Genomic DNA, 21,346 nt, shown 5'->3' with positions numbered 1-21,346 from the left:
ACATGGCGACGAAGCGTGATGGGCAGCCCGCGCTGTCCACGGCGAAGACCCCGCCCGACACCGGCCCGCGCGACCCGCGGCGGCGGCGCCATATCCTGCGCAACACGATCATCGCCATCCTCGCCGTACCCGCGCTCATCTGGCTGGTGCTGTTCATCACCAAGGGCCGGTTCCTGAAGGGGCCGTTCGAAACGATCGTCGGGCGGATGACCAACCGCGAGGTGCGCGTCGGCGGCGATTTCCAGCTGTATTTCGCGCCGCTCAGGATCAAATTCTACGCCGAGCGCTTCACCATCGCCAATCCGGCCTGGGCAACGCGGCCCTATCTGTTCCGCGCGGACAGGATCGACACGCGCATCGCTCCCTTGTCGCTGCTGTTCGGCAAGCGGCGGCTCTATTGGCTCGACCTGGAGAATGGCGCAGCGGACCTGGAGTGGAACGCCGGGCACACGACGAACACCTGGACGTTCAGCGAGAAAAAGGGCGGCAAGCCGCTGGAGTTCCCGCGCATCGACGTGGCGACGGTGCGCGGCACGAGCGTGCGCTATCTCGATCCCCGCATGCGGCTGCTCGCGGACCTCGGGATCGAGGATATCCGCTCGGAAGATGCGCAGATCGGCAAGTCGGTGCGCGTCGGCGGCACCGGGCGGATTCGCGACACGCCGTTCCGAGTCACCGCGCAATTGCTGTCGCCCGACGCAACGGTGAACCGCGGCGAGAACAAGCTGACCGCGCGCGCCTGGGCGGCGAACAATGTAGTCGACGTGTCGGGCACACTTCCCTCGCTCGCCGAGATCGAGAAGGTGCCGCTGGAGACGCGGGCGCGCGGGCGTGACCTGTCCGAACTGCTCGGCATCATCGGCGTCGTCCTGCCGGAAACGCGGCGCTATGCGCTGAAGGGCCGGATGGTGAAGGATGGCGAGGTCTATCGCTTCACCAATATCGCCGGCACCGTTGGCGAGAGCGACGTTGCGGGCAAGCTGACGGTAACGAATGGCGAGCGGCTGCACCTCGATTCGGTGATCCGCACGCGCAGCCTCGATATCGTCGATGCGTCGGTTCTGGTCGGCTACAATCCCGACATCGTCGAAACCAAGGGCGCGGTCGCCGCAGCGGCCGCCACCGGCTCCGGCCCGCGCAAGCTGCTGCCGGACGATGACATGCCGGTCGAGAAGATGCGGACGTTCGACGCCGACCTCGTCTGGACGGTCGATCAGGTGAAGTCGCGAAAGGTGCCGATTTCCAACATGGAACTGACGCTCGATCTCGATCGCGGGCGGCTGGCGCTGTCGCCGTTCAGCTTCTCAATGTCGCGCGGCAATGTGTCGAGCGACATCGTGTTCGACACGCGCCAACGGCCGAGCGCGGTGAAATACGACTTCCGCCTCGCGCCGACGCCGATGGGGCGGCTGTTCGCTGGCTGGGGCGTGTCCGAAGCGGGCACCACGGGGACGATCAAGGGCCGTGTCCAGCTGAACGGGCGCGGTGATTCGATCGCCGATTCGCTGGCGACGTCGAGCGGCCGGATCGCCTTCATCATGCCGCAGGGCGCCTTGTGGACGCGCAACGTGCAGCTGGCGGAGCTCGACATCGGCACGTTCGTGCAGAAGATGTTCGCCGGCAAGCTGAAGGAGCCGGTCAGCATCAACTGCGGGCTGGTGGCGTTCAGCGTGCGCAACGGCATCGCAGCCGCCGACCCGATCCTGATCGATACGCGCAAGAACGTGATCCTGGGCCGGGGCGGGTTCAGCTTCCGCACCGAGGCGGTCGACCTGGCGGTCCGCGCCGATGCCAAGAAGTTCAGCCTGTTTTCCGGCCAGTCGCCGGTCGGCCTGGGTGGCTATTTCTCCGCGCCGGCGCTGAGCGTGATCAGCCCGGACCTGCTCGCCCGCGCAGGCGCCGGGCTCGGCCTTGCCGTAGCGGCCGCACCGCTCGCCGGAGTGCTGGCGTTTGTCGACATCGGCGACGCGAAGTCGGCCGCGTGCGGACCGGTGCTCGCCGGCGCAACCGCAGCGGCGCAGCGCACGACCAAGGGCGAGGAGCGCGACGACGTGGGCCGCGGCACGACGGCAAAGGATGAAAAGGGCAAGGAGAAGCCAGGCAAGGAACAGCGCAAGAAGTTCCTCGGCATCTTCTGAGTGCCGGTAGAGCGGCCGGCGCAGCGGCCGCGGCGATTACTGACCCGTGGGGCGCCCGGTGCTATAATCAACAATCGCACGCGCGCGGCTGTTGCCGTTTTCCTCAGCCGCACGCCACTCGGCCTTGGTCTTGCACACGCGCTCCTTGCGCGCGATCGAACCCGTCACCTCGAGCCGCCGGCAGATCGGCTCTTCCGAGGTCGCGCTAGCCGGAATGGCCGCTACCGGCGTTGCGGCGGTCTGAAGCAACACTGAGACTACGAAAACCGTGCCAACCATGATCAGCCTCCTTGGTGTGCCGTCGTCTTCGCCTTTATAGGTTCGCCTAAAGGTTCGCCGGCGACGCCGATAGTTCATCTACCATGCGGCAATAGTCGGCGACAATAGTCTGTTCTTCCGCGGACAAATGCGGATTCCATACATCGAAGATCAGCACGGCGCGCAACTGATCGCTGTCGTTCCATGCCTCATGCTCGATCGTGTCGTCGAAGGCGAACGGCTTTCCCAGCACCCACTCGCGCGTCTCCCCGCCGACACGGAAGCCGCAACCCGGCGGCACGATCAGCGGCAGATGCACGATCGCGCGCGTGTTGGTGACGCCGGTGTGCGGCGGGATGCGGGTGTGCGGCTTCAGCATGGAAAAGAAGGCGCTTGGCGCCCGGCCCGGGATACGTGCCCCGGGCAGCGCGTCCAGTGCCGCCGCAGTCCGTGGGCAGCGGGCCAGCACGGGGGCGTTGGGCTCACCATATTCCCACAGGAAACACGCACCCCAATCGAGATTGTTGTTGAGCGGATCCCATTTGGTGCCCGATACGCCCTTCTCCATGCGGACATAGGGGATCAGTTCCTCGCCGGGGTTCGCGATCAGCGCCTCCAATTCTGCACGGATCGCATCGGTTTGCGCCGCCAGATCGCCGAACCAGGGGAAATGCCGGTCGTCGAAGAACTCGTCAGCCGGCAGAAAGGGATAATGGAGCCCCGCGCAGACATTGGGATACAATTGACGCTCGCCGAGCGCGTGTTGGACAAAGGCATTGGCCCGCCGGCGGCTGGTTTCTTCGAAGCCGTCGTAGCGCGGCTGCAACTCCTTCCGGATCGGCCCGGCGAGTGCGACCCCCTGCGCGGCGACATAGGATCGGGCGTGATCCAGCAGGTCGCGTAAGGCGGCGCTGGGTTGCGCCACCTGTTCGCCCAATTGAATGACGCCCGACCAGCGGATCATTGCGTTGCGGCGATCGCCTGCACGCTCGAGCCATTGTGCGAGACGGATCAAAGCCGTCAGATCGCGCGCGTTGACCGCCAGCGCCCCTTCCAACGCGGCACGCTCCCCCGCGGTGTCGCCGGTCAGTCGCCGGGCATGCGCGAGATTGCGCCATAGGCTGCCGGCAGTGGGATCGCTGGCAACCGCCTGCTCGAAGAAGCCGATCGCCCGCGCTGCGTCCCCGGCGCGCAACGCGTTCATACCGCGTGCATTGGCTTCCTGCGAAGATACCGTCATGGCGCCTGTGTACGAAGCGCGCGACATCTTGAACAGTCGATGCCGGTTGCTTCATGCGAATAATAAGGGCGCGCGATGAACTCCCCGACAACTTTCGATCCTGCTGATCCTGTTTGGCTAGCCCATCGGTACGAGGCGACACGAGACCAGCTGATGTACCGGCAGGTGCCACGCACGCTTCACCGAGCGGGCGCCTTTCTGACCGACGCCCTGGTGGGCGAACAGCCGCAGCAGATCACGGATCGGACAAGCGGCGTATCCGCCGCCCGGAGCGCCGCGGCGCCGGTGCATTTCATCTTCCACTCGGCCTTCTGCGCCTCGACCCTGCTGGTCCGCGCCCTGGACCTGCCGGGCGTGTCGATGGGGCTTTCGGAACCGGTACTGCTTAACGACGTGGTCGGGATTCACCGCCGCGGCGAACGCAAAGGAGCCGACCTGGCGCGCCTGATCGACGATGCGATCACGCTGCTCGCCAGGCGCTGGGAGGCGGGCGAAAGCGTGGTGATCAAGCCATCGAACATCCTTTGCGGATTGCACCGCCCGATCCTCGCGTTGCGGCCGGGCGCGCGGGCCGTGCTGCTGTATGCGCCCCTACCGGCATTTCTCACGTCGGTGGCACGCAAAGGCCTGTGGTGCCGTCTTTGGGTACGCGAACTGCTCGAGGGGCTGCTCCGCGACGGGCTGGTGGATTTCGGCTTCACTCCAGCGGATCTCTTCCGCCTGAGCGACCTGCAGGTCGGGGCCGTCGGCTGGCTGGCCCAGCACCGCCAGTTCGCCCTGTTGGCGCAGCAGTTTCCCGATCGCGTGCGTGTGCTCAGGTCCGACGAGTTGCTGGCGGACCCGGATCGCGTGCTCGGTGCAGTGGCAAGCTTCTTCGGCCTGTCGCCGGAGGGTTTTGCCGGGCACCCGGCCCTCGCGCGACACAGCAAATCGGGAGACGCCTTCTCACCTGCGGCGCGCGACGCAGAACAGGCGGCTGCACGAGGGGCTCATGGCGAGGAGATCGACACGGTGACCGCCTGGGCCGAGGTGCTGGCGGAACGCACCGGTGTCGCGCTGACGCTTCCGGCGCCGCTGCTCGCCTGACGCGCACACACAAAAAAAGGGCGGGCACAAAAAAAGGGCGGGCACAAGGCCCGCCCTTCTCTCTGGTTCGAGAACCCGCGCTTAGAAGCGGATCTTCGCGCCCATCACGAAACGGCGACCGATCGCGTCGTAGGTCGACGGGAAGGTGTTGCCGCTGTTGAACGTGGTCGAACCGGCTTCGCCACCAACCAGCGGCGGTTCCTTGTCGAACAGGTTCTGGATGCCGACCGTCAGGATAAGGTTCTCAGCAACCGTCACCCGGCTCGTCAGATCGAAGTAATCCTTCGCCGTGATCCGGTTGAAGTTGACCTGACGACCCGCGAGCGCACCGGCGCTGGCCGGCAGCGCGCCCGAGAAGAGGACACGCGAGGTCGGCGAGAAGCCACGGTCCGCGAAGTCAGCAGCCGCACCTTCATACTGGGTGCCGCCGATGTGACGCCACAGCAGCGAGACGTCGATGCCCTCGAACGTCGCGGTACCGCGGACGGACCACTGCCACTCGGGGATCGGCTGCCCGCAGTTTGCCGAATAGTAGCCGACGCAGTCACGCACGTATCCGCCGGTCACCGCCTGGAACTCCGACTCCTTGGTCCAGGTCGCCGTACCGGCGAGGCTGAGCTTGGCGAAGCCGAGATCATGGGCATAGTTGGCGGTCAGGTCGATACCGCTGGTCTTCAGCATGCCGAGGTTCGACGTGGTGAGGAACAGGCCCGGGGTGGTGTTCGGATCGCCGTTCAGGCCGCCCGTCAGCGGATCACGACGGATCGAGGTGCAGGCTGCGCTTGCCGCGGCACCAGCCGGCGGTGCCGACGGGTTGTCGCCGAAGCATGCCGTGATCGCATCGCCCGGAGTCGGCGAGGTGATCGCGTCGGTGATCTTGATGTTGAAATAATCAACCGAGATCGAGAGACGCGGCACGAACGTCGGCTGGAAGACGGCACCAACAGTCCAGCTCTTGCCGATTTCCGGCCGCAGGAGAAGGTTGCCGCCGCCGGTCGAATTCGCCTGACCCGAGATCGGCTGCGCGATCGAGTTGATGTTGGCCGGCGTTGCACCCTGCGCAAGGCAGACCGCCTGCAGTGCGCCGGTCGGGTTCGGACGGATCCGATCACCATTGTCGTCGAACGTCGCGCAGGGATCGTCCTGCAGGTTGGTGAGGCCGGTGACGACCGGCGAGAACAGCTCGGCGATGTTCGGCGCGCGCACCGCACGGGCGTAGTTACCGCGAATCTTGAAGCCGTTGACCGGAGTCCAGCTACCAGCCGCCTTCCAGGTGGTGGTATTGTAGCCCGGATCGCCCGCCGCATCGATCGTGTACTTGGAATAGCGGATGCCGCCTTCGATCGTCAGATCTTCGAAGAACGGACGGTTCTGAACGAGCGGAACGATCAGTTCGCCGATCGCTTCGTACACGTCATACCCACCGGTGATGTTCGGCTGCGCGCCGCCGGCGCCGCCGAGGTCACCGCCGACTGCAAGCGTATCCGACTGCTGCGACGCAGTGTAGCGGCGATACTCGCCACCGACCGCGAAGGAGATCGGGTTCTCGGACAGCGGGCTCGACACGCCGAAGTCACCGCTGATCGTGCCGCGCGCCTGGGCCAGCGTGGTCGAGGTACGAACGGTGGACACGTCGTTCAGGAAGTCGATCGCATCATCAGTCCAGGTGGCATTGCCTTCCGGGCCGAACCAGTTGATCGGAACGCAGCCCGATGCCGTGCCGGTGAAGCAGCTCGTGGTGTTGTTGGCCAGGAAGCTGTCGCGAACGCGCGAGTTCAGCGTGTACCCGCCGATGGACTGCAGGTTTTCCGACTCACCGTACGATCCGAAGATATCCCAGTCGATCGTGTCGGTGATGCCGCCACGGAAGCCCAGGCGGTAATCGAAGAAGGTCGTGCTGTATTCGCTGATGCGCGGCCCCACTTCGGTGGCGCGGCGGAACAGCGCGCTGGTGACCGTCTGGTAGCCCGCAGCGCCCGGCGTCAGCGCCGGATTGGCAGCAGCGGCGCAAGCCGCGGCCGAGATGCCGTTGGCCGAGCAGAAGGTGTTGCGCAGGGCGTCCGTCAGGAACGGGTTGTTGAGCGGGATCTCGACAGGAATACCAAAGGCGCCCGACGGTGCGATGATCGTCGACACGGTGTTCTTCGAGAAGATGCCGCGCGTATAGACCTCAACCGCGTCGCTGATCTCGTAGTCCGCCGCGCCGTACATGTTGAAGCGCTCGAACGGCGTCTGATAGACGTTGTACGGGTTGAAGTTGAACGCGCTGAACGCGGTCCCGGGACGGAAGTCCGTGCCGGCTGCGTTGACCTGGCGCGTGCCTTGACCCGGCAGGGAGAAGCGCGACGGGACCGCCGTTCCCGAGCCGCCGCCGCCGCCCGTGGCGGAGTTGAGCGCAAGGAAGCCATAGTCACGGTCGCCCTGGTAGATGGCATCCGCTTCCTGATAGCCGACGCTGAACACCGCGTTGCCGCGGCCGTCGTCGAAATTCGCACCGATCGTCGCGTCGACGCGGAATACGTTGCCGTCGCCCTGTTCGCTGATCTGCTGCGAGACGTTCGCCTCGAAGCCGGAGAAGTCGCGGCGCGTGATGAAGTTGATCACGCCCGACACGGCGTCCGCACCGTAGGTGGTCGACGCGCCGCCGGTGAGCACGTCAACGCGCTCGATCAAAGCGAGCGGCACGTTGTTAAGGTCGAAACGGCCGTTCAGTTCAGCCGGCACGAGGCGCACGCCATCGAGCAGGACGACGTTGCGGTTCGAACCCAGGTTGCGCAGGTTGGCGAACGACGCACCACCGTTGCCGTTGTTGACCGCGGAACCGATCGACGGGGTGATGCCCGGCAGCTCGCGCAGCAGCTCTTCAGCGACGTTGGCCTGCTGAAGATCGATTTCGTCGGCGCCGACGACCTTGACCGGCGTCGCCTGAACGAGGTTCGGGTTGCGGATCAGGGTACCGGTGACAACGATGTCGCCGGTCGAAGTCTCGCTGTTCGAGGCGCCTTCCTGAGGGACCGGACCCGGTGCTGCGGTACCCGGCGTGGTGGTCGAATCGACCTGCTGTGCGAGGGCCGATGGCGACGCCATGACGGCACCGACGAACAACGTCGTCGTCAACAAGCGTGAACGAAAGTTAGTACGCATGCGTGTTTCCCCTTTTTTGCCCCGGTTTGGTCCCGGTTTATCGGCTTGTGCCCAGTGTCAGCTCGGCGGCGACCGAACGACATGGGGCGAAGGGCTAGTGAGCAATTCACGCGCCTGCAACGTCGCCACAGCGCAACTGCAACATTGCGATTGAGGTGTAACAGGAAGGCAACAGTTTTGTGTCCGCCTTGTCCGGTTCCACGACACACTCTATCCCCAGGACTGTTCAGGGAGACGATAAATGACACGGCTTGGCAACGTGGCAGCGGCCGCCGTCGCATTGGCGATGACGGCGGTTCCGGCAGTGGCGGCGGAGAAGGACGGTGCGGGCGACCGGGTATTGCAATCCTTCGCGCAATGTCGCGCGGTCGCCGATGCAGCGCAGCGGCTCGCCTGCTTCGATAGCGCGGCGAGCGCGCTGGAGCAGGCCGTTAAGGCCAAAGAAGTGCGCATCATCGACAAGGAAGATGTACGCCGCACGCGTCGGTCGCTGTTCGGCTTCACCTTGCCGCGCGTCGGCCTGTTCGGCGACGGCGATAAGGACGAAAGGGAAGAGTTCACCGAGATCAACACCACTGTCGCGTCGGCCCGCCAGCTGGATAACGGCCGAGTCGAGCTGCGCCTGACCGGTGAGGAAGACGCGGTGTGGCAGACCACCGAGGCAGTAGCGTGGCCGCCAAAGCCCGGTGACAAGATCCGCATCCGCAAGGGCGCCATCGGCAGCTATTTCGTCACTTTTAGTGGCAAGACCTTTCGCGGCATGCGCGTGCGCTGACCGGGAGCGGCCGGCGCACGCGTCGGCCGGCTATCCGGCGGCCAGGGCGGGTAGCACCTGCGCGCGGATCGCCTGTTCGATCCGCTGCGCATAATAATCATAGCCGATTTCCGGCGGATGGACGTCATCCCCGGCGATGTAGAGCGCGGCATTGGCGGTGCCGGACGGCACCCCCACGGCATTGTTCCAGCTGCCGAGCACCCAGGGCGGCGTTGCGGTGGTGACCGGGACGAAGAATGTCAGCGGGTCGGCGATAGCGGCGACGGCGGCGGCGAGTGCCTGCTCCGTCGCACGCGCCCCGGGGAGGTTGATCGACGGCACGCCCACGACAATGATCGGCGCGGGCGTGCCGCCACGCAACGCGCGCAGCATGGCCACGGCCGCCGCCTCCACCGTCGCGGGTGAATAGCCAACGTCATTGGTCGACCCCATCACCAGCACCGCATCCGGCCGGAGCGCCAGCACCTGCGGGACGCGATCGACAAAGGTGCGCAGGCCCGCACCCGTGTTGCAATAACCCGTCCCGCCGACCGACAGGTTCCAGGTGTCACGCCAGCCGAGCCGCTTGCCCAGCAGCTGCGCGATCGACCCGCCGGCCAGCCACGGGCCATAGGACGAGCCGGCATTATAGCTGTCGCCGATCACCACCAGGCGCGGGTCCGATGCCGGCGCCGCGGTGACCATCGCCGCGGTGCCGGTCTGCGCGCAGCCGAACTGCGCCGCGCTCTTGCCGGTTTCGAGCTCGTACCGGCGCATCCGGCGGCCGCTGCTCATCGTCCAGTCGATCATCAGCCACTGATCCTGGCCACCGATCACGATGCTGCCGGGATGGAGATACCGCTCCTCCACCAGCACGCGCAGCTGCGCCGAATTGGCGGGAAGGAAGAGCGCCAGTCGATCGGCATCGCTGTCAAAGGCGACCGAGGCCCCCGCGCACGTCATCATATCCGGCTTCGCTTCCAGCGTTTCCAGCGACCAGAAACTGGCGCGCAGCGGCACCGGGCGCGCGCCGCGCACAGCGTAGGCGCCGGGGACGAGCGCGGGCAGCCAGTTGGCGCCGAGCGCGGGATTGCTGGTCAGCAGCGTGACCACCGGGGCGCCATCGGCCGCATCGGGATGCCGCGCCCCGCCAAGGCAGGTCCAGTAGAGGCCGCCCGGTCCGTCGGGGAGATATTGCCCATGGTGCCGCCCGGTCGGTCCGGGGCCAGTCGCGGGGGCCACCCCGCCGATCCCGCACATGTACCAGGCGCCCGCATGCGCGACGACCTGCCCCGGCGCATAGGCGCTGCCCGGCGCATAGGCTGGCGGCGCGAGCCAGGGCGGCGCGGTCGCCGGATTGCGCCCCTGCGCGCTGTCCGCCGCACGAAGCAATCGCGCATGCCGCGCGGCGGCGCGCTGAGTCGCCCGCGCCTGCACCGCCAGGCCGCGCGAGATCAGGTCCGGGCCGCTCATTGCGCCACCCGATAGGTCAGCGCGCCACCCAGCAGCGTGACGGCAAGATAATAGGTCGCGCCCGCCTCGCTCTCGTCCGCCACCGCCTCGTTGGTGCTGCCGACAAACCGCCCCCAGCGCTCACCGGCGATCGTCAGCGGCAGCATGGTTGCCCCCCCATCGGCCGAGCGGAGGAAGTCGACCTGCCCCTGCCATTGTCCGGAAAGGCTAAGCCAGATGGGCCGATCCAGCTCCGGCACGAATGGCCCCACGATGGCGCTGCTCACGATCGTGCCGGCGAGCGGCGCAGACTGCGCCGGGCGGGGCACCGCGCGCACCGGCAATGGATTGTCCGCCTGCACCGCCACCGCGGGCCCATCGACGGCACCGAACGCCACCGCATATTGCGGGACGAACCCCGCTGGTACTTCCACTTCCGCGACCATCGCACGCCTCCTGTTGTTCGTGCTATGTTCTACAGCGGGCAGGCGGATGTAGGACAGGCGTGCGTCAGGCGCGGTGCTGATCGATCAGCTGCAGGAGGTGATCGGCCGCCGCCTCGATACGAAAGCGGGTGGCGAAGCAGTGGCGCGCGCGCCGCCCCATCACGCTTCGCTGGCGGACAGGAAGCGCGCAAAATCGGGACAGCATCGTCGCAGTATCGGCGGCAGTGGCCGGGGCCACCATCCCGGCGCCATCGGCCAGGATCTCGCGCCAGATCGCGACCTGATCGCTCACCAGCACTGGCGTGCCGGCGGCCAGCGCCTCCGCCACGGCGATCCCGAAATTCTCCTGATGTGACGGCAGCACGAACGCCGCCGCTGCGCGCAGGGCGCCCGCCTTTGCGGCGCCCGAGAGCATGCCGGGAAAATGGACGCGGTCGCGGATGCCCAGCCGGGCAACGCGGTCGCGAAGCCCGGCGACCAGCGCCACCTCGTCGGGGCCGGCGATCACCAGGTCGATGCCGGGGTCATGCCGCGCGATCGTGGCGAACGCCTCCACCAGCAGGTCGCACCCCTTCTTGCGGTGGATGCGGCCAAGAAACAGCAGAAAGGGGCGCTGGCCCAGCGCTGGGATCTGCTGGCGAAACGCTTGGATCTGCGTGGCCGGATCCCCCGCCAGGTCCGCCGTGCCATAAGGCGTGATCACCGCATTCATGCGCCACGGCCGGAACCCGCCCTCCGCCCGCCGTCGTTCCTCCTCCGTGGTGAACAGCACAGCACGCGCGCCGGCCAGCAGCGGACCTTCCGCCCACCACCAGCTCAGCTGTTTGCCGACATGCTTGAGCGGCATCGTCCGGCGAAACCATGGGTCGAGCATGCCATGCGGAAAGACAAAATAGGGCACGGGCCCGCCGGCCAGCGCCTGCGCCGCGCCGCGCGCGCCATAGCGCCACAGGCCCGAGACGATCACCGCGTCATAGTCCCGCGCATGGCGCTGCAGCCAGGGGACCATCGCGGGCGAATAGCGATACAGCTGCCGCGGATTGCGGCCGCGCGGCGGGCCGAGCGGCACGATTGCGCCCGGGTAATCCGGCAAGTGAAGCTCGTCCGGCGGATCGAGCGTCAGCAGGTCCTGCCGATGTCCCTGCCGCGCCCACACTTCGCCCAGCCGGCGCGCGCCCTCGATGGGGCCGCCGGCGCGCGGGTCGGCGCTCGTGATGATCCGCAGCACGCGGGTCATGCAGCCTCCACGAAGCGGATCGTGCGCGCTCGGATCGCGGCCGCAGGATTGCCGCGATAAACGGTCCAGGGCGCCAGATCGGCGAAGGCACAGCCCCGCGCGCCGAGCACCGCACCCTCGCCGACGGTAACGCCGGGGCCGACGAACGCCTCGGCCGCGACCCAGGCGCGCGCGCCGACGATGATCGGCCGTGTGTGGAGCGTGAAGGCGGGATCCTCGCTATCGTGCGTGCCGGCGCACAGATGCGCGCGTTGCGAGACGATGGCGAACCGCCCGATCGTCACCTTTCCCATCGAATAGATGTGCGCGCCCGGCCCGATCGTCGCATGATCGCCGATCGCCAGATTGGCCGGCGACCAGATGCGCGCGCTGCCATAGACATTGGCGGTCGGTGCGACCTGCGCGCCGAATGCCCGCAGCACCAGCCGGCGCCACGCGCGCAGCGGCGGCGGGGTCCATCTGACCAAGAGCAGCCAGGCGACGATCCAGCCGGCACGATACAGCCGATTGCGGAGCGGAAAGCTGGCGCCCCCCTCCCACATCGGCGCGCCACGCGCGTCGTGCGACTGAGTCATCGCCCCTGTTCCCCCTGCTCCCCGACACGAACGCTAGGGGCTGCGCGAAGCGCGCGCAATCATTCAGGTTAACCATGTTCCGGGCCTGGTCATCATGCTCTCGACGGGGGGCGGCGCGCTGCCTAGGCTGGGCACAGACAGGGAGGAGAGGGCACGGTCGTGAGGGGGCTCGGCTGGCTATATCTGCTAGCGCTCGCCGTGCTCGGCGGCGTGCAGCTCGCCCTGCGCGCCGACGTCTGGCTGCTGGCGATCCTGCTGCTGATCGCGGCCGCGGCGCTATTGCCGCTGACGCGCGGCGGATGGCGGGTGTCCGACGGCCTGTACGCGATCATGACCGTCTATTTCGGCACGGGCGCCCTGGTGGTGAAGACGCTGGCGGGGCAGCCGGTGCAATCCAACCTGCATGTGCCGGATCTGTCCGCCGCCTATCTTCTGGCCGGCTTCGGCTCGATCACCATCGGCTACGGGCTGAGCCAGGGGGTGCGCCGGCCGCTCCGCTTCGCCCGCGCGCTGCGCCGCGTGACCGGGCACGAACCCAATCTGCGCCGGTTCGCGGTACCGATCTTCGCGCTGGGTGCGATGTTCCTGCTCCTCCAGACACAGTTTCGCGCGATCGCCGTGTCGGGCGGCTTCACCGCTGGGGGATTTGGCGGCTTTGGCACCTTCTACCCGCTGCTGATGCTGGGCGCGGCAATGCAGGCGGCGCTCGTCATCCGGCGCCCTGACCAGCGACGCCACGGGCTGGTCCTCGCAGCGATGGCGACGACGATCCTCGCGCTGACGCTGGCCGACAACACCAAGCGGACCTTGTTCGATTTCCTGTTCGTCGTCGCGCTTGCCTTCGTGGCGCTGAACGGGCGTGTCCGCTGGCGTTGGGTGGTGCCGGGCAGTGTCGCCGCCGCCTGTATATTCGCCCTGCTCCTTCCCGCGATTCAGATCGTGCGCACCGATCCCGACGTGCGTGGCACGGCGCGGATCACGGCGACGTGGGACGTGCTGCGCGCACATGGCTTCAGCGCGTCGCGGCTCAGTGCAGCACAGGCGCGGGTCGCCACCGGCTATCGCTTTGCCTGGATCGACAGCTACGTCCACCCGCTGACCTGGAACAGCGAGCGTTTCACCATGATCCAGCCGATCGACCAGGTCGCGCGCAGGCTGGCGGAACACGGCACGATGGGCAGCGCTGACCTGTGGCGCGATCCCGCGGAAGCGCTGCTGCCCGGCTTTCTGATCAGGAAATCGCTGGTGACCGCGCCAGACCGGATCGCCTGGCATTACGGCTTTCGCGCCAAGGGGTCGATCGCGCGGCCGGTCGTCGGGCTGATCGCCAGCAGCCTGGCGGCGTTCGGGCTGGCCGGCGTGCTGCTGCTGCCGGGCGCCACCGCCGCGATCAGCTTCACCCTGCTCGACCTCGTGGGCGGGCGCCTCTCCGGCAACGTCTGGGGGGTGTTCCTGCTCGCTGCCACCGCCTTCCTCGCAGAGCGCGAGGCGAGCACCATGCTGGCCTTCTTCTGCCGCAGCTTTCCCTTCATCCTGATCGTCGGCGGGGCGCTGCTGCTGGTCGCGCGGCGGCCGCGACGGGCGGCGGCGGCGGGCGATGGGCGGGACTATGCGCCGATCAGCGCGCGGAGATTGGCGACAAACGCGGGCGCGGAATAATGCTGCGCGACGCGGGCGCGCCCGGCGGCGGCCATTGCCTGGGCGAGCGCGGGATCGTCGAGCAGGCGACGCAGCCGCTCGGCAAGCGCCGCTATGTCCGCCGGATCGATCGTGAAACCATCGATGCCATCGCGGATCACCTCCCCCGCCGCGCCGTGGCACGATCCGACAACCGGCAAGCCAGCGGCCCACGCCTCCAGATAGACGATGCCGAATCCCTCCTTTGACGAGGGAAGGGCAAAGACGCTGGCGACGGCAAAGGCATGGGCCAGCGCGGCAGGATCGAGCGCACCGTGCAGGTCGACACGCCCCGCGACGCCCAGCATCTCGGCCAGCCGCCGCAGAGAATCGCGCAGCGGCCCCTCCCCCACGATCATCAACCGGGCGTCGGGGATGAGCGGCAAGGCGCGGATCAGCGCATCGAGGTTCTTCGCCCCCTCCGCCGCACCCAGTCGGCTGACCGCCAGCACCAGCCGCTCGCGCTTGCCCGGTGCTGGCGGGGCATCCGGTGGCAGATCCACGGCGTTGGGGAAGATCGTGAAACGTGCATGGGGCAACCCGAACGCCGCGGCCATGCGATCGCGCGAATAGCCGCTCACCACCGCCACCTGGCTGATCGTGCGGGACAACAGCGCCGGTTCCCAGCGACGCACCGCGCGATAGGTGGGGTCGCCCCACACCTCGATCCCGTGCGCGAACAGGATGCGCCGGCCGCGCGGGCGGACCAGCCGGTGAAGCGCAGCCAGCGGCAGCAGGTTGACATGGCCGATCAGCAGCAGGTCGGAGGCGGGGAGCAGGCGAAGCGCCCTGCGGGCGAAGCGCCAGTCGCCCTCGTCCGCCCGCATCACCACGTCGGCAGGCACCGCAAGGCTGGCCAATGCCGCGGCGACGCGACGGTTGAACGCCTGGATCCCGCCATGGCCATGCGCGGCAATGCCGACAAACAGCGCGCGGCCTTGGCCCGGCGGGTTACCCATGCCGCCGCCGACCCGTGAACAGGCAAAGCGCGACCATTGCGAGATGCGCGGCCGCCAGCGCACCGGCGATCCCGCTCAATCCGTAGCACGGCGCGAGCAGCCAGGCGGCCCCCACCCCCGCCAGCGCGACTGCCGCGAAGCCGATCGCCAGCCGCGCGTGGCGGTTGATCGCCGCGCTGGGGCTGAACAGCGCCGACCAGATCATCTCGGCGACCACCGCCAGCACCAGCCACAGGAGGAACGGCGTGGCGACGCGGACGGCATCATGCGTCAGCAGCGCGACCGCCGCGGGGGCGAGCAGGATGATGGCGGCGGCATAGCAAAAGGTCGCGACGAGCGTTGCGCCAACATGCCAGCGGAACAGCACGGATGCCGCCGCCCGCGCGCCCTTGCCGTGAAGCGCGGCATAGTCGCTGACCACGCTGTTGTTGATCATGTTGATCGCGGCCGTCCCGAGCCGCACGACCGTGCGGGTCGTGGCAAAGGCCACCGTCGCGCCGGCACCCAGCAGGCTGCCGGCCACGAGCACGGGCCCTTGCAGCAGCAGGGCGTGGCCGACCGGCATCGCCATATACGCCAGCGCGGGTCGCCAGAGCGCGGACGCCGTGGCGCGATCGGCCGCCCGCCAGCCCAGCGCCAGCCAGCCCGCGGTGCCGCGCAGCCAGCGATAGGCGGCGAAGAGGAACAGCAGCCTGATCGCGACCATGGCGGCTGCCGCCGCCACCAGCCCGCCACCGGCCAGTGCGGCGCCGGCAGTCGCCGCGCCCTCCCCCAGCCGTGCCGTTGCCGCCCAGGTTACTTCGCTCGCCGGACGATTCTCGGCCCTGATCCCGGCGCAGACCAGCAGGAACAGCTGGTAGGCGGCCATGTTCAGCGCCAGCAGCAGCAGCGCCGCTCGCGCGGTGCCGGGTGCCACCCCCGCCAGCCCTGGCAGCATGTCAGGGTCGAACAACAGGATCAGCGCAGCGCTCCCCATCAGCAGCGGCGGCAACAAAGCACACAGCAGCGCAAAGACCGTGTGGAAGATGCGCAGCGCCTCATCCCGCCGCCCGCCCGCGACCGCTATGACCATCGCGTTCTTGGCGACGAACGTCAGGCCGAAGTCGCTGAAGCTGAGGTAGAGGGGCACGGCCGACAGCACCAGCCACGCGCCGTACAGCGACGTTCCCCAGGCGCGAAGCAGCACCGGGACCAGCGCCAGCTGAACCGCCAGCGTGACCAGTTGGGCATAGCCCTGCGCAGACAGCGTGCGCCCCAGGCGGCGCGTGATCGACCGGTCAAGCGCGCGCAGCACCGCGCCCGCCCCGATCCGCCGCGCCCGCGCCCCCCATCCGCCGCGTCACCCGAGGCGGCCGAGCCACTCCACCAGCAGGCGATTGACCACATCGGGGCGCTCCTGCTGCGTCCAATGGCCGCAGCCCTCGAGCAAATGGCCCTCGACGCCCGGCACATGCGGGCGCATCAGCGCGATCGGATCGGGCACCGCCCCAAACAAGGTGGTCGCGGGGTCGCGGGTGCCGCCGATGAACAGCGCGGGCTGCTCGATCCGGCGATCCTTGTACGGCTGCAGCCAGGCGAAATCGCGCTCGTGGTTGCGGTAACGGCTGATCGGCCCGAAGAAACCCGAGCGGACGAACTCACCGACATAATAATCGAGGTCCGCCGGCGTCAGCCACGCCGGGAAAGGATCGGGATCGACCATGCCATCGAGCAGCGTCGAGCCGGCCGGCTTGTTGGGCCAGGTGCCATCGGGCGCGTCGCCGGAAATGCCGTAATAGAATTTGCGCAGGAAATCGCGCACATCGCGCTGCGCCTCCTCCTCGGCCGGGCCCACTTCCTGGAACCATTCCTGATAGAAAAAGCGCCCCTTGTTGGTGAAGGCCTGCCGGAACACCTCGGTGAACGGCCGCGCCGGCACGCCGGCATAAGGCACCGACAGCGCGGCCACCGCGCGAAAACGCTCCGGCCGGGTCAGTGCCGAATTCCACACCTGCGGCGCGCCCCAGTCGTGCCCGACGAGGATCGCGGGGTCAGGCTGAAAGGCGTCGGCCACGGCCGCTATGTCGGAAACCAGATGCTCCATGGCATAATCCTCGACCAGCCCCGGCCGGTCGGACTGGCCATAGCCGCGCACGTCGATCGCCGCCGCGGTGAAGCCGGCCGCCGCGACGGGGCCCAGCTGATGCCGCCACGAATACCAGCTTTCGGGAAAGCCATGCACCATCAGGACCAATGGACCCGCGCCTTCCACCGCGACACGCAGCCGTACGCGGCCCGTATCGATCATGCGAAATTCGGGCATCCACTCTCTCCTGACGTTTTATTGCTGTTGCGCGTTGAACCATGACAAGTTGCGGAGGGCGAGGCTAGAGATCTCGCCATGTCGCGTATCCTTGTCCCGACCCTCGCCCTTGCCCTGTTGACCACCATCGCCGCCGCGCCGGCCGTGGCACAGACCAATCATGACGAGGCGCTGTGGGTCAATGCCACGGTAATGGGCCGCGTATCGGGACCGCTGGTATATTTCGCCGAGGTGCAGCCCCGCGTGACGGACGGCGTATCGCGGCTGTCGCAGGTGCTGCTGCGCCCGGCGATCGGCTACCAAATCTCGCCGGCGGTGACGGTGTATCAGGGCTATGCCCATGTCATCGAGCCGCTCGAAAACGGCCCCGACCGCAACGAGGACCGGTTGTTCCAGCAAGTGACCTGGAATGTCGGCAAGGTCGGCAGGCTGGAGGTGCAGTCGCGCACCCGGCTGGAACAGCGCTGGCGCTCCGACGGTGACGGCATGTCGCTGCGCGCGCGGCAGATGATGCGGTTCGAATATCCGCTCGCGCCGGGCACCAGGCGAGTCGCGGCGCTGGGATCGGTCGAGGGCTTTGTCGGCCTGAAGTCAGCCGATTGGGGCGGCGTCACCGGGTTCGATCAGGTGCGCACCTTTGTGGGGCTGGAAATCCCGCTGCCGGGCACGTCGACGCTGGAGGCGGGATATCTCAACCAGACCCGCGACGCGTCCGGGCGCCGCGTCGACATGGCGCACGTCGCTTCACTGACGCTGTTCGTTCGCCTTTGACCTGAACGAAGGGCGCGGAAGCTCAGCTGCTGCGCTTCGCCTTCGCCCCCGCCAGCGCCGACAGCACGCCGCGCATGGTGCGCACTTCCTGGCTGGTCCATGCCGGCTTGGTCAGCAACGTCCGCAGCGTGCGGCGTGTCGCAGGCGTGCGATCGGGCGGAAAGAAGAAATTCGCCTGTTCCAGCATCGTATCTAGCTGGCCGATCAGCCCCTCCAGCTCCTCCTGCGGGGCGGGCGGATCGAGCGTCACTTCCGGCGGTGACGCGAGCGCCTCGCCCTTTGACCATTCATAGGCGACCAGGATCACCGCCTGGGCGAGGTTGAGGCTGCCGAATTCGGGATTGATCGGCACCGTCAGGATCGTGCGGGCGAGCGCGACGTCGTCGGTTTCCAGCCCCGATCGTTCCGGCCCGAACAGGATCGCGCTGCGCCCCGCCGCGCCGCGCATGTCGGTCGCCGCCTGTTCGGGCGTTACCACCGGCTTGGTGATCCCGCGCTTTCGCACCGTCGTCGCATAGACGTTGGGGCAGTCGGTCACCGCCTCCGCCACGCTGTCGAACACCCTGGCCTGTGCCAGCACGATGTCCGCGCCCGAGGCGGCGGGGCCCGCGGCGGGATTGGGCCAGCCGTCGCGCGGCGACACCAAGCGCATTTCGGTCAGCCCGAAATTGAGCATCGCGCGCGCCGCCTTGCCGATATTCTCGCCCAGTTGCGGACGGACGAGAACGATGACGGGGGGTTGGGAAGAAGCCATGGTGCTGCGCCTATCCGCCAAGGGTCGCGTTCGACAAGTATCGCAGCGGCGCTCGGGCGCCTCAGCCGCGCGCCGCTTCCTCCACGGTGCCGGCGAACTCCTCGAAATCGCGCGCCTCGCTGAAATCGCGATAGACGCTGGCGAAGCGGATATAGGCGACCGAATCGAGGCCCTTCAGCGCCTCCATCACCATTTCGCCGATCCGCTTGGACGTGACCTCGGCCTCGCCGCTGGTTTCCAGCTGGCGCTGGATGCCGCTGACCAGCCGCTCGATGGCGAGGCCGTCGAGCGGCCGCTTGCGCGCCGCGATCCCGATCGATCGCAGCAGCTTCTCGCGATCGAACGGCTCGCGCCGATCCTCCGACTTCACCACGGTCAGCTCACGCAGCTGGATCCGTTCAAAGGTGGTGAAGCGTGCGGCGCAGCCCTCGCACTGACGACGGCGGCGGATCGCGGCGCCATCGTCGGTCGGGCGGCTGTCCTTCACCTGGCTCGCATCATGGCCGCAGAAGGGGCAGCGCATCGTTCAACTCTTCTGGTTGGACGCCCCCGCCGCAGCCGCGACAGGGACGCAGGATGACAGGATCAGATCTTGTCCCGCCGGGCATAAGCGACGCCGGCACCGACAAGCGCGCCCAGCACCGGGCCGACGAACGGCACCGGAATGGCGATGACCGCGCCGATCGCGCCGTACTTGGCCATCTTCTTGCCGAGCCCCGGCGTGTTCTGGACGGTGGTCTGGACTTCCTCGATCTTGGACACGTTCACCTCACTTGTAGATGGGGAAACGAGCGCACAGCGCGCGAACTCGTTCCCGCACGGCCGCCTCGACCTCGGCATCGCCCTTCTCGCCCTTCTTGGCCAGACCGTCGAGCACGTCGGCGACCATGTTGCCGATCTCGCGGAACTCGGCCGTGCCGAAACCGCGGGTCGTGCCCGCCGGGGTGCCGACGCGGATGCCGCTGGTCTTCACCGGCGGCAGCGGATCGTTGGGGATGCCGTTCTTGTTGCAGGTGATGCCGGCACGCTCCAGCGCCTCGTCCGCATCCTTGCCGGTGACGCCGAGCGGGGTGAGATCGACCAGCGCCAGATGCGTGTCGGTGCCGCCGGACACGATCGCCGCGCCGCGCTCCTTCAGCGTTGCCGCCAGCACCTTGGCATTCTCCACCACCGCGGCGGCATAGCTCTTGAACTCCGGCTGCAGCGCCTCGCCGAACGCCACTGCCTTGGCGGCGATGACATGCATCAGCGGGCCACCCTGGAGCCCCGGGAACACCGCCGAGTTGATCTTCTTCGCGATCGCTTCGTCATCGGTCAGGATCATGCCGCCACGGGGGCCGCGCAGCGTCTTGTGCGTCGTGGTGGTGACGACATGGGCATGGCCGAACGGGGTCGGGTGGACGCCACCAGCGACGAGGCCCGCGAAATGCGCCATGTCGACCATGAAGAACGCGCCGACCTTGTCAGCGATCGCGCGGAAGCGGGCGAAATCGATGTGACGGGGATAGGCCGAACCGCCGGTGATGATCAGCTTGGGCTGTGTCTCGATCGCCTGACGCTCGACCGCGTCATAATCGATCAGGTGCGTGTCCGGCGTGACGCCATATTGCACGGCGTTGAACCACTTGCCGCTCATCGCCGCGCGCGCGCCGTGCGTCAGGTGCCCGCCCGAATCGAGGCTGAGGCCCATGATCGTGTCGCCCGGCTTCACCAGCGCCAGCATCACCGCGCCATTCGCCTGCGCGCCCGAGTGCGGCTGCACATTCGCAAAGCCGCAGTTGAACAGCTGCTTCGCGCGATCGATCGCGAGCTGCTCCACCTCATCGGACGGGTGGCAGCCCTGATAGTAACGCTTGCCGGGATAGCCCTCGGCGTACTTGTTGGTGAAGACCGAGCCCTGCGCCTCCAGCACCGCCTTAGAGACGATGTTCTCGGACGCGATCAGCTCGATCTGAGTCTGCTCACGGTCCAGCTCATGCTCGACACCGGCGAACACCGCGGGATCAGCATCGGCGAGACCGCGGGTGAAGAAGCCGCCCTCGACAGCATAAGGCGTCTGAACCTCGTTCAGCGTGGTTGGGTTGGTGCTCATGCTGGCTCCTTCTGGAAATCAGGCGCGCCGAGCTTGTCGACGCGGGGGGCGTGGCGGCCGCCGGCAAAGGCGGTGTCGAGGAAGGCGGTGACGCAGGCCTTGGCCATGTCCTCGCCGATCAGGCGGGCACCAAGCGCGATGGCGTTGGCGTCATTATGCTCGCGCGACAAAGCGGCGGCGAGCGGATCGGACACGAGCGCACAGCGCAGCGCGGGATTGCGGTTCACCGCGATCGAAATGCCGATACCCGAACCGCATAGGGCAATGCCGCGCTCGGCCTCACCCGCGGCGACCGCTTCGGCCAATTTGTATCCGTAATCGGGATAATCGACCCGCGCGTCGGTGTCGGGCCCGAGGTCGAGAACATCATGCCCGCCCTCGCGCAGCCAGGCGACAAGCGTCGCCTTCAGCGACACGGCGGCGTGATCGGAAGCGACGGCGACTCGCATGGGGTTCAGCGA

The 21,346-nt window shown here is 67.8% G+C and carries 20 protein-coding genes; 5 read left to right on the top strand and 15 right to left on the bottom strand.

Annotated elements, in window-relative coordinates; translation table 11 throughout:
- The first annotated feature begins 2 nt into the window (after positions 1–2).
- Positions 3–2,138: an AsmA family protein gene (locus tag ACH0BU_RS08025; RefSeq protein WP_296219022.1), complete on the top strand. Its 2,136-nt coding sequence runs from the start codon at positions 3–5 to the stop codon at positions 2,136–2,138.
- A 36-nt stretch (positions 2,139–2,174) separates the two neighbouring features.
- Here ACH0BU_RS08025 and ACH0BU_RS08020 read toward each other — a convergent pair whose 3' ends face one another.
- Together ACH0BU_RS08020 and ACH0BU_RS08015 are read right to left on the bottom strand one after the other, a co-directional pair.
- Positions 2,175–2,417 carry a hypothetical protein gene (locus ACH0BU_RS08020; protein WP_296218987.1) on the bottom strand — a complete coding sequence of 81 codons (243 nt, stop codon included), beginning with the start codon at positions 2,415–2,417 and terminating at the stop codon, positions 2,175–2,177.
- 46 nt (positions 2,418–2,463) lie between these two features.
- A complete protein-coding gene (locus ACH0BU_RS08015; protein ID WP_296218989.1) occupies positions 2,464–3,636 on the bottom strand; it encodes an aspartyl/asparaginyl beta-hydroxylase domain-containing protein in 1,173 nt (390 codons plus the stop codon).
- A gap of 153 nt (positions 3,637–3,789) precedes the next feature.
- Between ACH0BU_RS08015 and ACH0BU_RS08010 the strand changes: the two genes are divergently transcribed.
- Positions 3,790–4,722 carry a hypothetical protein gene (locus ACH0BU_RS08010; protein ID WP_296218991.1) on the top strand — a complete coding sequence of 311 codons (933 nt, stop codon included), beginning with the start codon at positions 3,790–3,792 and terminating at the stop codon, positions 4,720–4,722.
- A gap of 81 nt (positions 4,723–4,803) precedes the next feature.
- Here ACH0BU_RS08010 and ACH0BU_RS08005 read toward each other — a convergent pair whose 3' ends face one another.
- Entirely contained in the window at positions 4,804–7,866 is a 3,063-nt protein-coding gene (locus ACH0BU_RS08005) for a TonB-dependent receptor domain-containing protein (RefSeq protein ID WP_314471765.1), read from the bottom strand.
- A 241-nt stretch (positions 7,867–8,107) separates the two neighbouring features.
- Between ACH0BU_RS08005 and ACH0BU_RS08000 the strand changes: the two genes are divergently transcribed.
- Entirely contained in the window at positions 8,108–8,641 is a 534-nt protein-coding gene (locus ACH0BU_RS08000) for a hypothetical protein (protein ID WP_314471768.1), read from the top strand.
- A 30-nt stretch (positions 8,642–8,671) separates the two neighbouring features.
- Here the strand turns inward: ACH0BU_RS08000 and ACH0BU_RS07995 are convergent, their stop codons facing one another.
- The 4 genes from ACH0BU_RS07995 to ACH0BU_RS07980 form a co-directional block, all read right to left on the bottom strand.
- Positions 8,672–10,093, bottom strand: coding sequence for an SGNH/GDSL hydrolase family protein (locus ACH0BU_RS07995; protein ID WP_500263919.1), 1,422 nt, complete (start codon positions 10,091–10,093; stop codon positions 8,672–8,674).
- The gene (locus ACH0BU_RS07990; RefSeq protein WP_296219001.1) at positions 10,090–10,518 is read right to left on the bottom strand and encodes a hypothetical protein; all 429 of its coding nucleotides are present in this window, start codon (positions 10,516–10,518) and stop codon (positions 10,090–10,092) included. The genes ACH0BU_RS07995 and ACH0BU_RS07990 overlap by 4 nt, the downstream gene beginning before the upstream one ends.
- Before the next feature lie 64 nt (positions 10,519–10,582).
- Positions 10,583–11,755 carry a glycosyltransferase gene (locus ACH0BU_RS07985; protein WP_314472013.1) on the bottom strand — a complete coding sequence of 391 codons (1,173 nt, stop codon included), beginning with the start codon at positions 11,753–11,755 and terminating at the stop codon, positions 10,583–10,585.
- Positions 11,752–12,330: an LbetaH domain-containing protein gene (locus tag ACH0BU_RS07980; RefSeq protein ID WP_136450992.1), complete on the bottom strand. Its 579-nt coding sequence runs from the start codon at positions 12,328–12,330 to the stop codon at positions 11,752–11,754. Before ACH0BU_RS07980 ends, ACH0BU_RS07985 begins: the two co-directional genes overlap by 4 nt.
- A 159-nt stretch (positions 12,331–12,489) precedes the next feature.
- Here ACH0BU_RS07980 and ACH0BU_RS07975 point away from each other — a divergent pair, with 159 nt between their 5' ends.
- Positions 12,490–13,989, top strand: coding sequence for a hypothetical protein (locus ACH0BU_RS07975; RefSeq protein ID WP_296219006.1), 1,500 nt, complete (start codon positions 12,490–12,492; stop codon positions 13,987–13,989).
- Here ACH0BU_RS07975 and ACH0BU_RS07970 read toward each other — a convergent pair.
- The 3 genes from ACH0BU_RS07970 to ACH0BU_RS07960 are packed head-to-tail and all read right to left on the bottom strand — an operon-like array spanning position 13,938 to position 17,268.
- Positions 13,938–14,966 carry a glycosyltransferase family 4 protein gene (locus ACH0BU_RS07970; protein ID WP_296219008.1) on the bottom strand — a complete coding sequence of 343 codons (1,029 nt, stop codon included), beginning with the start codon at positions 14,964–14,966 and terminating at the stop codon, positions 13,938–13,940. The genes ACH0BU_RS07975 and ACH0BU_RS07970 overlap by 52 nt on opposite strands.
- Complete coding sequence (locus ACH0BU_RS07965) at positions 14,959–16,260, bottom strand: teichoic acid transporter (RefSeq protein ID WP_500263918.1); 1,302 nt, start codon at positions 16,258–16,260, stop codon at positions 14,959–14,961. The genes ACH0BU_RS07970 and ACH0BU_RS07965 overlap by 8 nt, the downstream gene beginning before the upstream one ends.
- A 45-nt stretch (positions 16,261–16,305) precedes the next feature.
- The gene (locus ACH0BU_RS07960) at positions 16,306–17,268 is read right to left on the bottom strand and encodes an alpha/beta fold hydrolase (protein ID WP_046407945.1); all 963 of its coding nucleotides are present in this window, start codon (positions 17,266–17,268) and stop codon (positions 16,306–16,308) included.
- A 78-nt stretch (positions 17,269–17,346) separates the two neighbouring features.
- On the opposite strand from ACH0BU_RS07960, the gene ACH0BU_RS07955 reads away from it, so the two are divergent.
- The gene (locus ACH0BU_RS07955; protein WP_296219014.1) at positions 17,347–18,039 is read left to right on the top strand and encodes a DUF2490 domain-containing protein; all 693 of its coding nucleotides are present in this window, start codon (positions 17,347–17,349) and stop codon (positions 18,037–18,039) included.
- A 22-nt stretch (positions 18,040–18,061) separates the two neighbouring features.
- Here ACH0BU_RS07955 and ACH0BU_RS07950 read toward each other — a convergent pair whose 3' ends face one another.
- The 5 genes from ACH0BU_RS07950 to rpiB form a co-directional block, all read right to left on the bottom strand.
- Positions 18,062–18,793 (bottom strand): RNA methyltransferase, encoded by a 732-nt coding sequence (locus ACH0BU_RS07950; protein ID WP_145117760.1) that lies wholly within the window; start codon positions 18,791–18,793, stop codon positions 18,062–18,064.
- Positions 18,794–18,854: 61 nt separating this feature from the next.
- A complete protein-coding gene (gene nrdR, locus ACH0BU_RS07945; protein ID WP_125945407.1) occupies positions 18,855–19,316 on the bottom strand; it encodes a transcriptional regulator NrdR in 462 nt (153 codons plus the stop codon).
- 62 nt (positions 19,317–19,378) lie between these two features.
- Positions 19,379–19,555, bottom strand: a complete 177-nt coding sequence (locus ACH0BU_RS07940; RefSeq protein ID WP_164518900.1) for a hypothetical protein — start codon at positions 19,553–19,555, stop codon at positions 19,379–19,381.
- Between the two features lie 7 nt (positions 19,556–19,562).
- Positions 19,563–20,885, bottom strand: coding sequence for a serine hydroxymethyltransferase (gene glyA, locus ACH0BU_RS07935; protein ID WP_046407940.1), 1,323 nt, complete (start codon positions 20,883–20,885; stop codon positions 19,563–19,565).
- The gene (gene rpiB, locus ACH0BU_RS07930; protein WP_136450985.1) at positions 20,882–21,334 is read right to left on the bottom strand and encodes a ribose 5-phosphate isomerase B; all 453 of its coding nucleotides are present in this window, start codon (positions 21,332–21,334) and stop codon (positions 20,882–20,884) included. Before rpiB ends, glyA begins: the two co-directional genes overlap by 4 nt.
- Positions 21,335–21,346 lie beyond the last annotated feature (12 nt).

Origin of the sequence: Sphingomonas olei (assembly GCF_045369765.1) — a bacterium.
GTDB lineage: Bacteria > Pseudomonadota > Alphaproteobacteria > Sphingomonadales > Sphingomonadaceae > Sphingomonas > Sphingomonas panaciterrae.
Note: the sequence above shows the minus strand (reverse complement) of the source record. Positions and strands in the feature narration are given on the sequence as shown.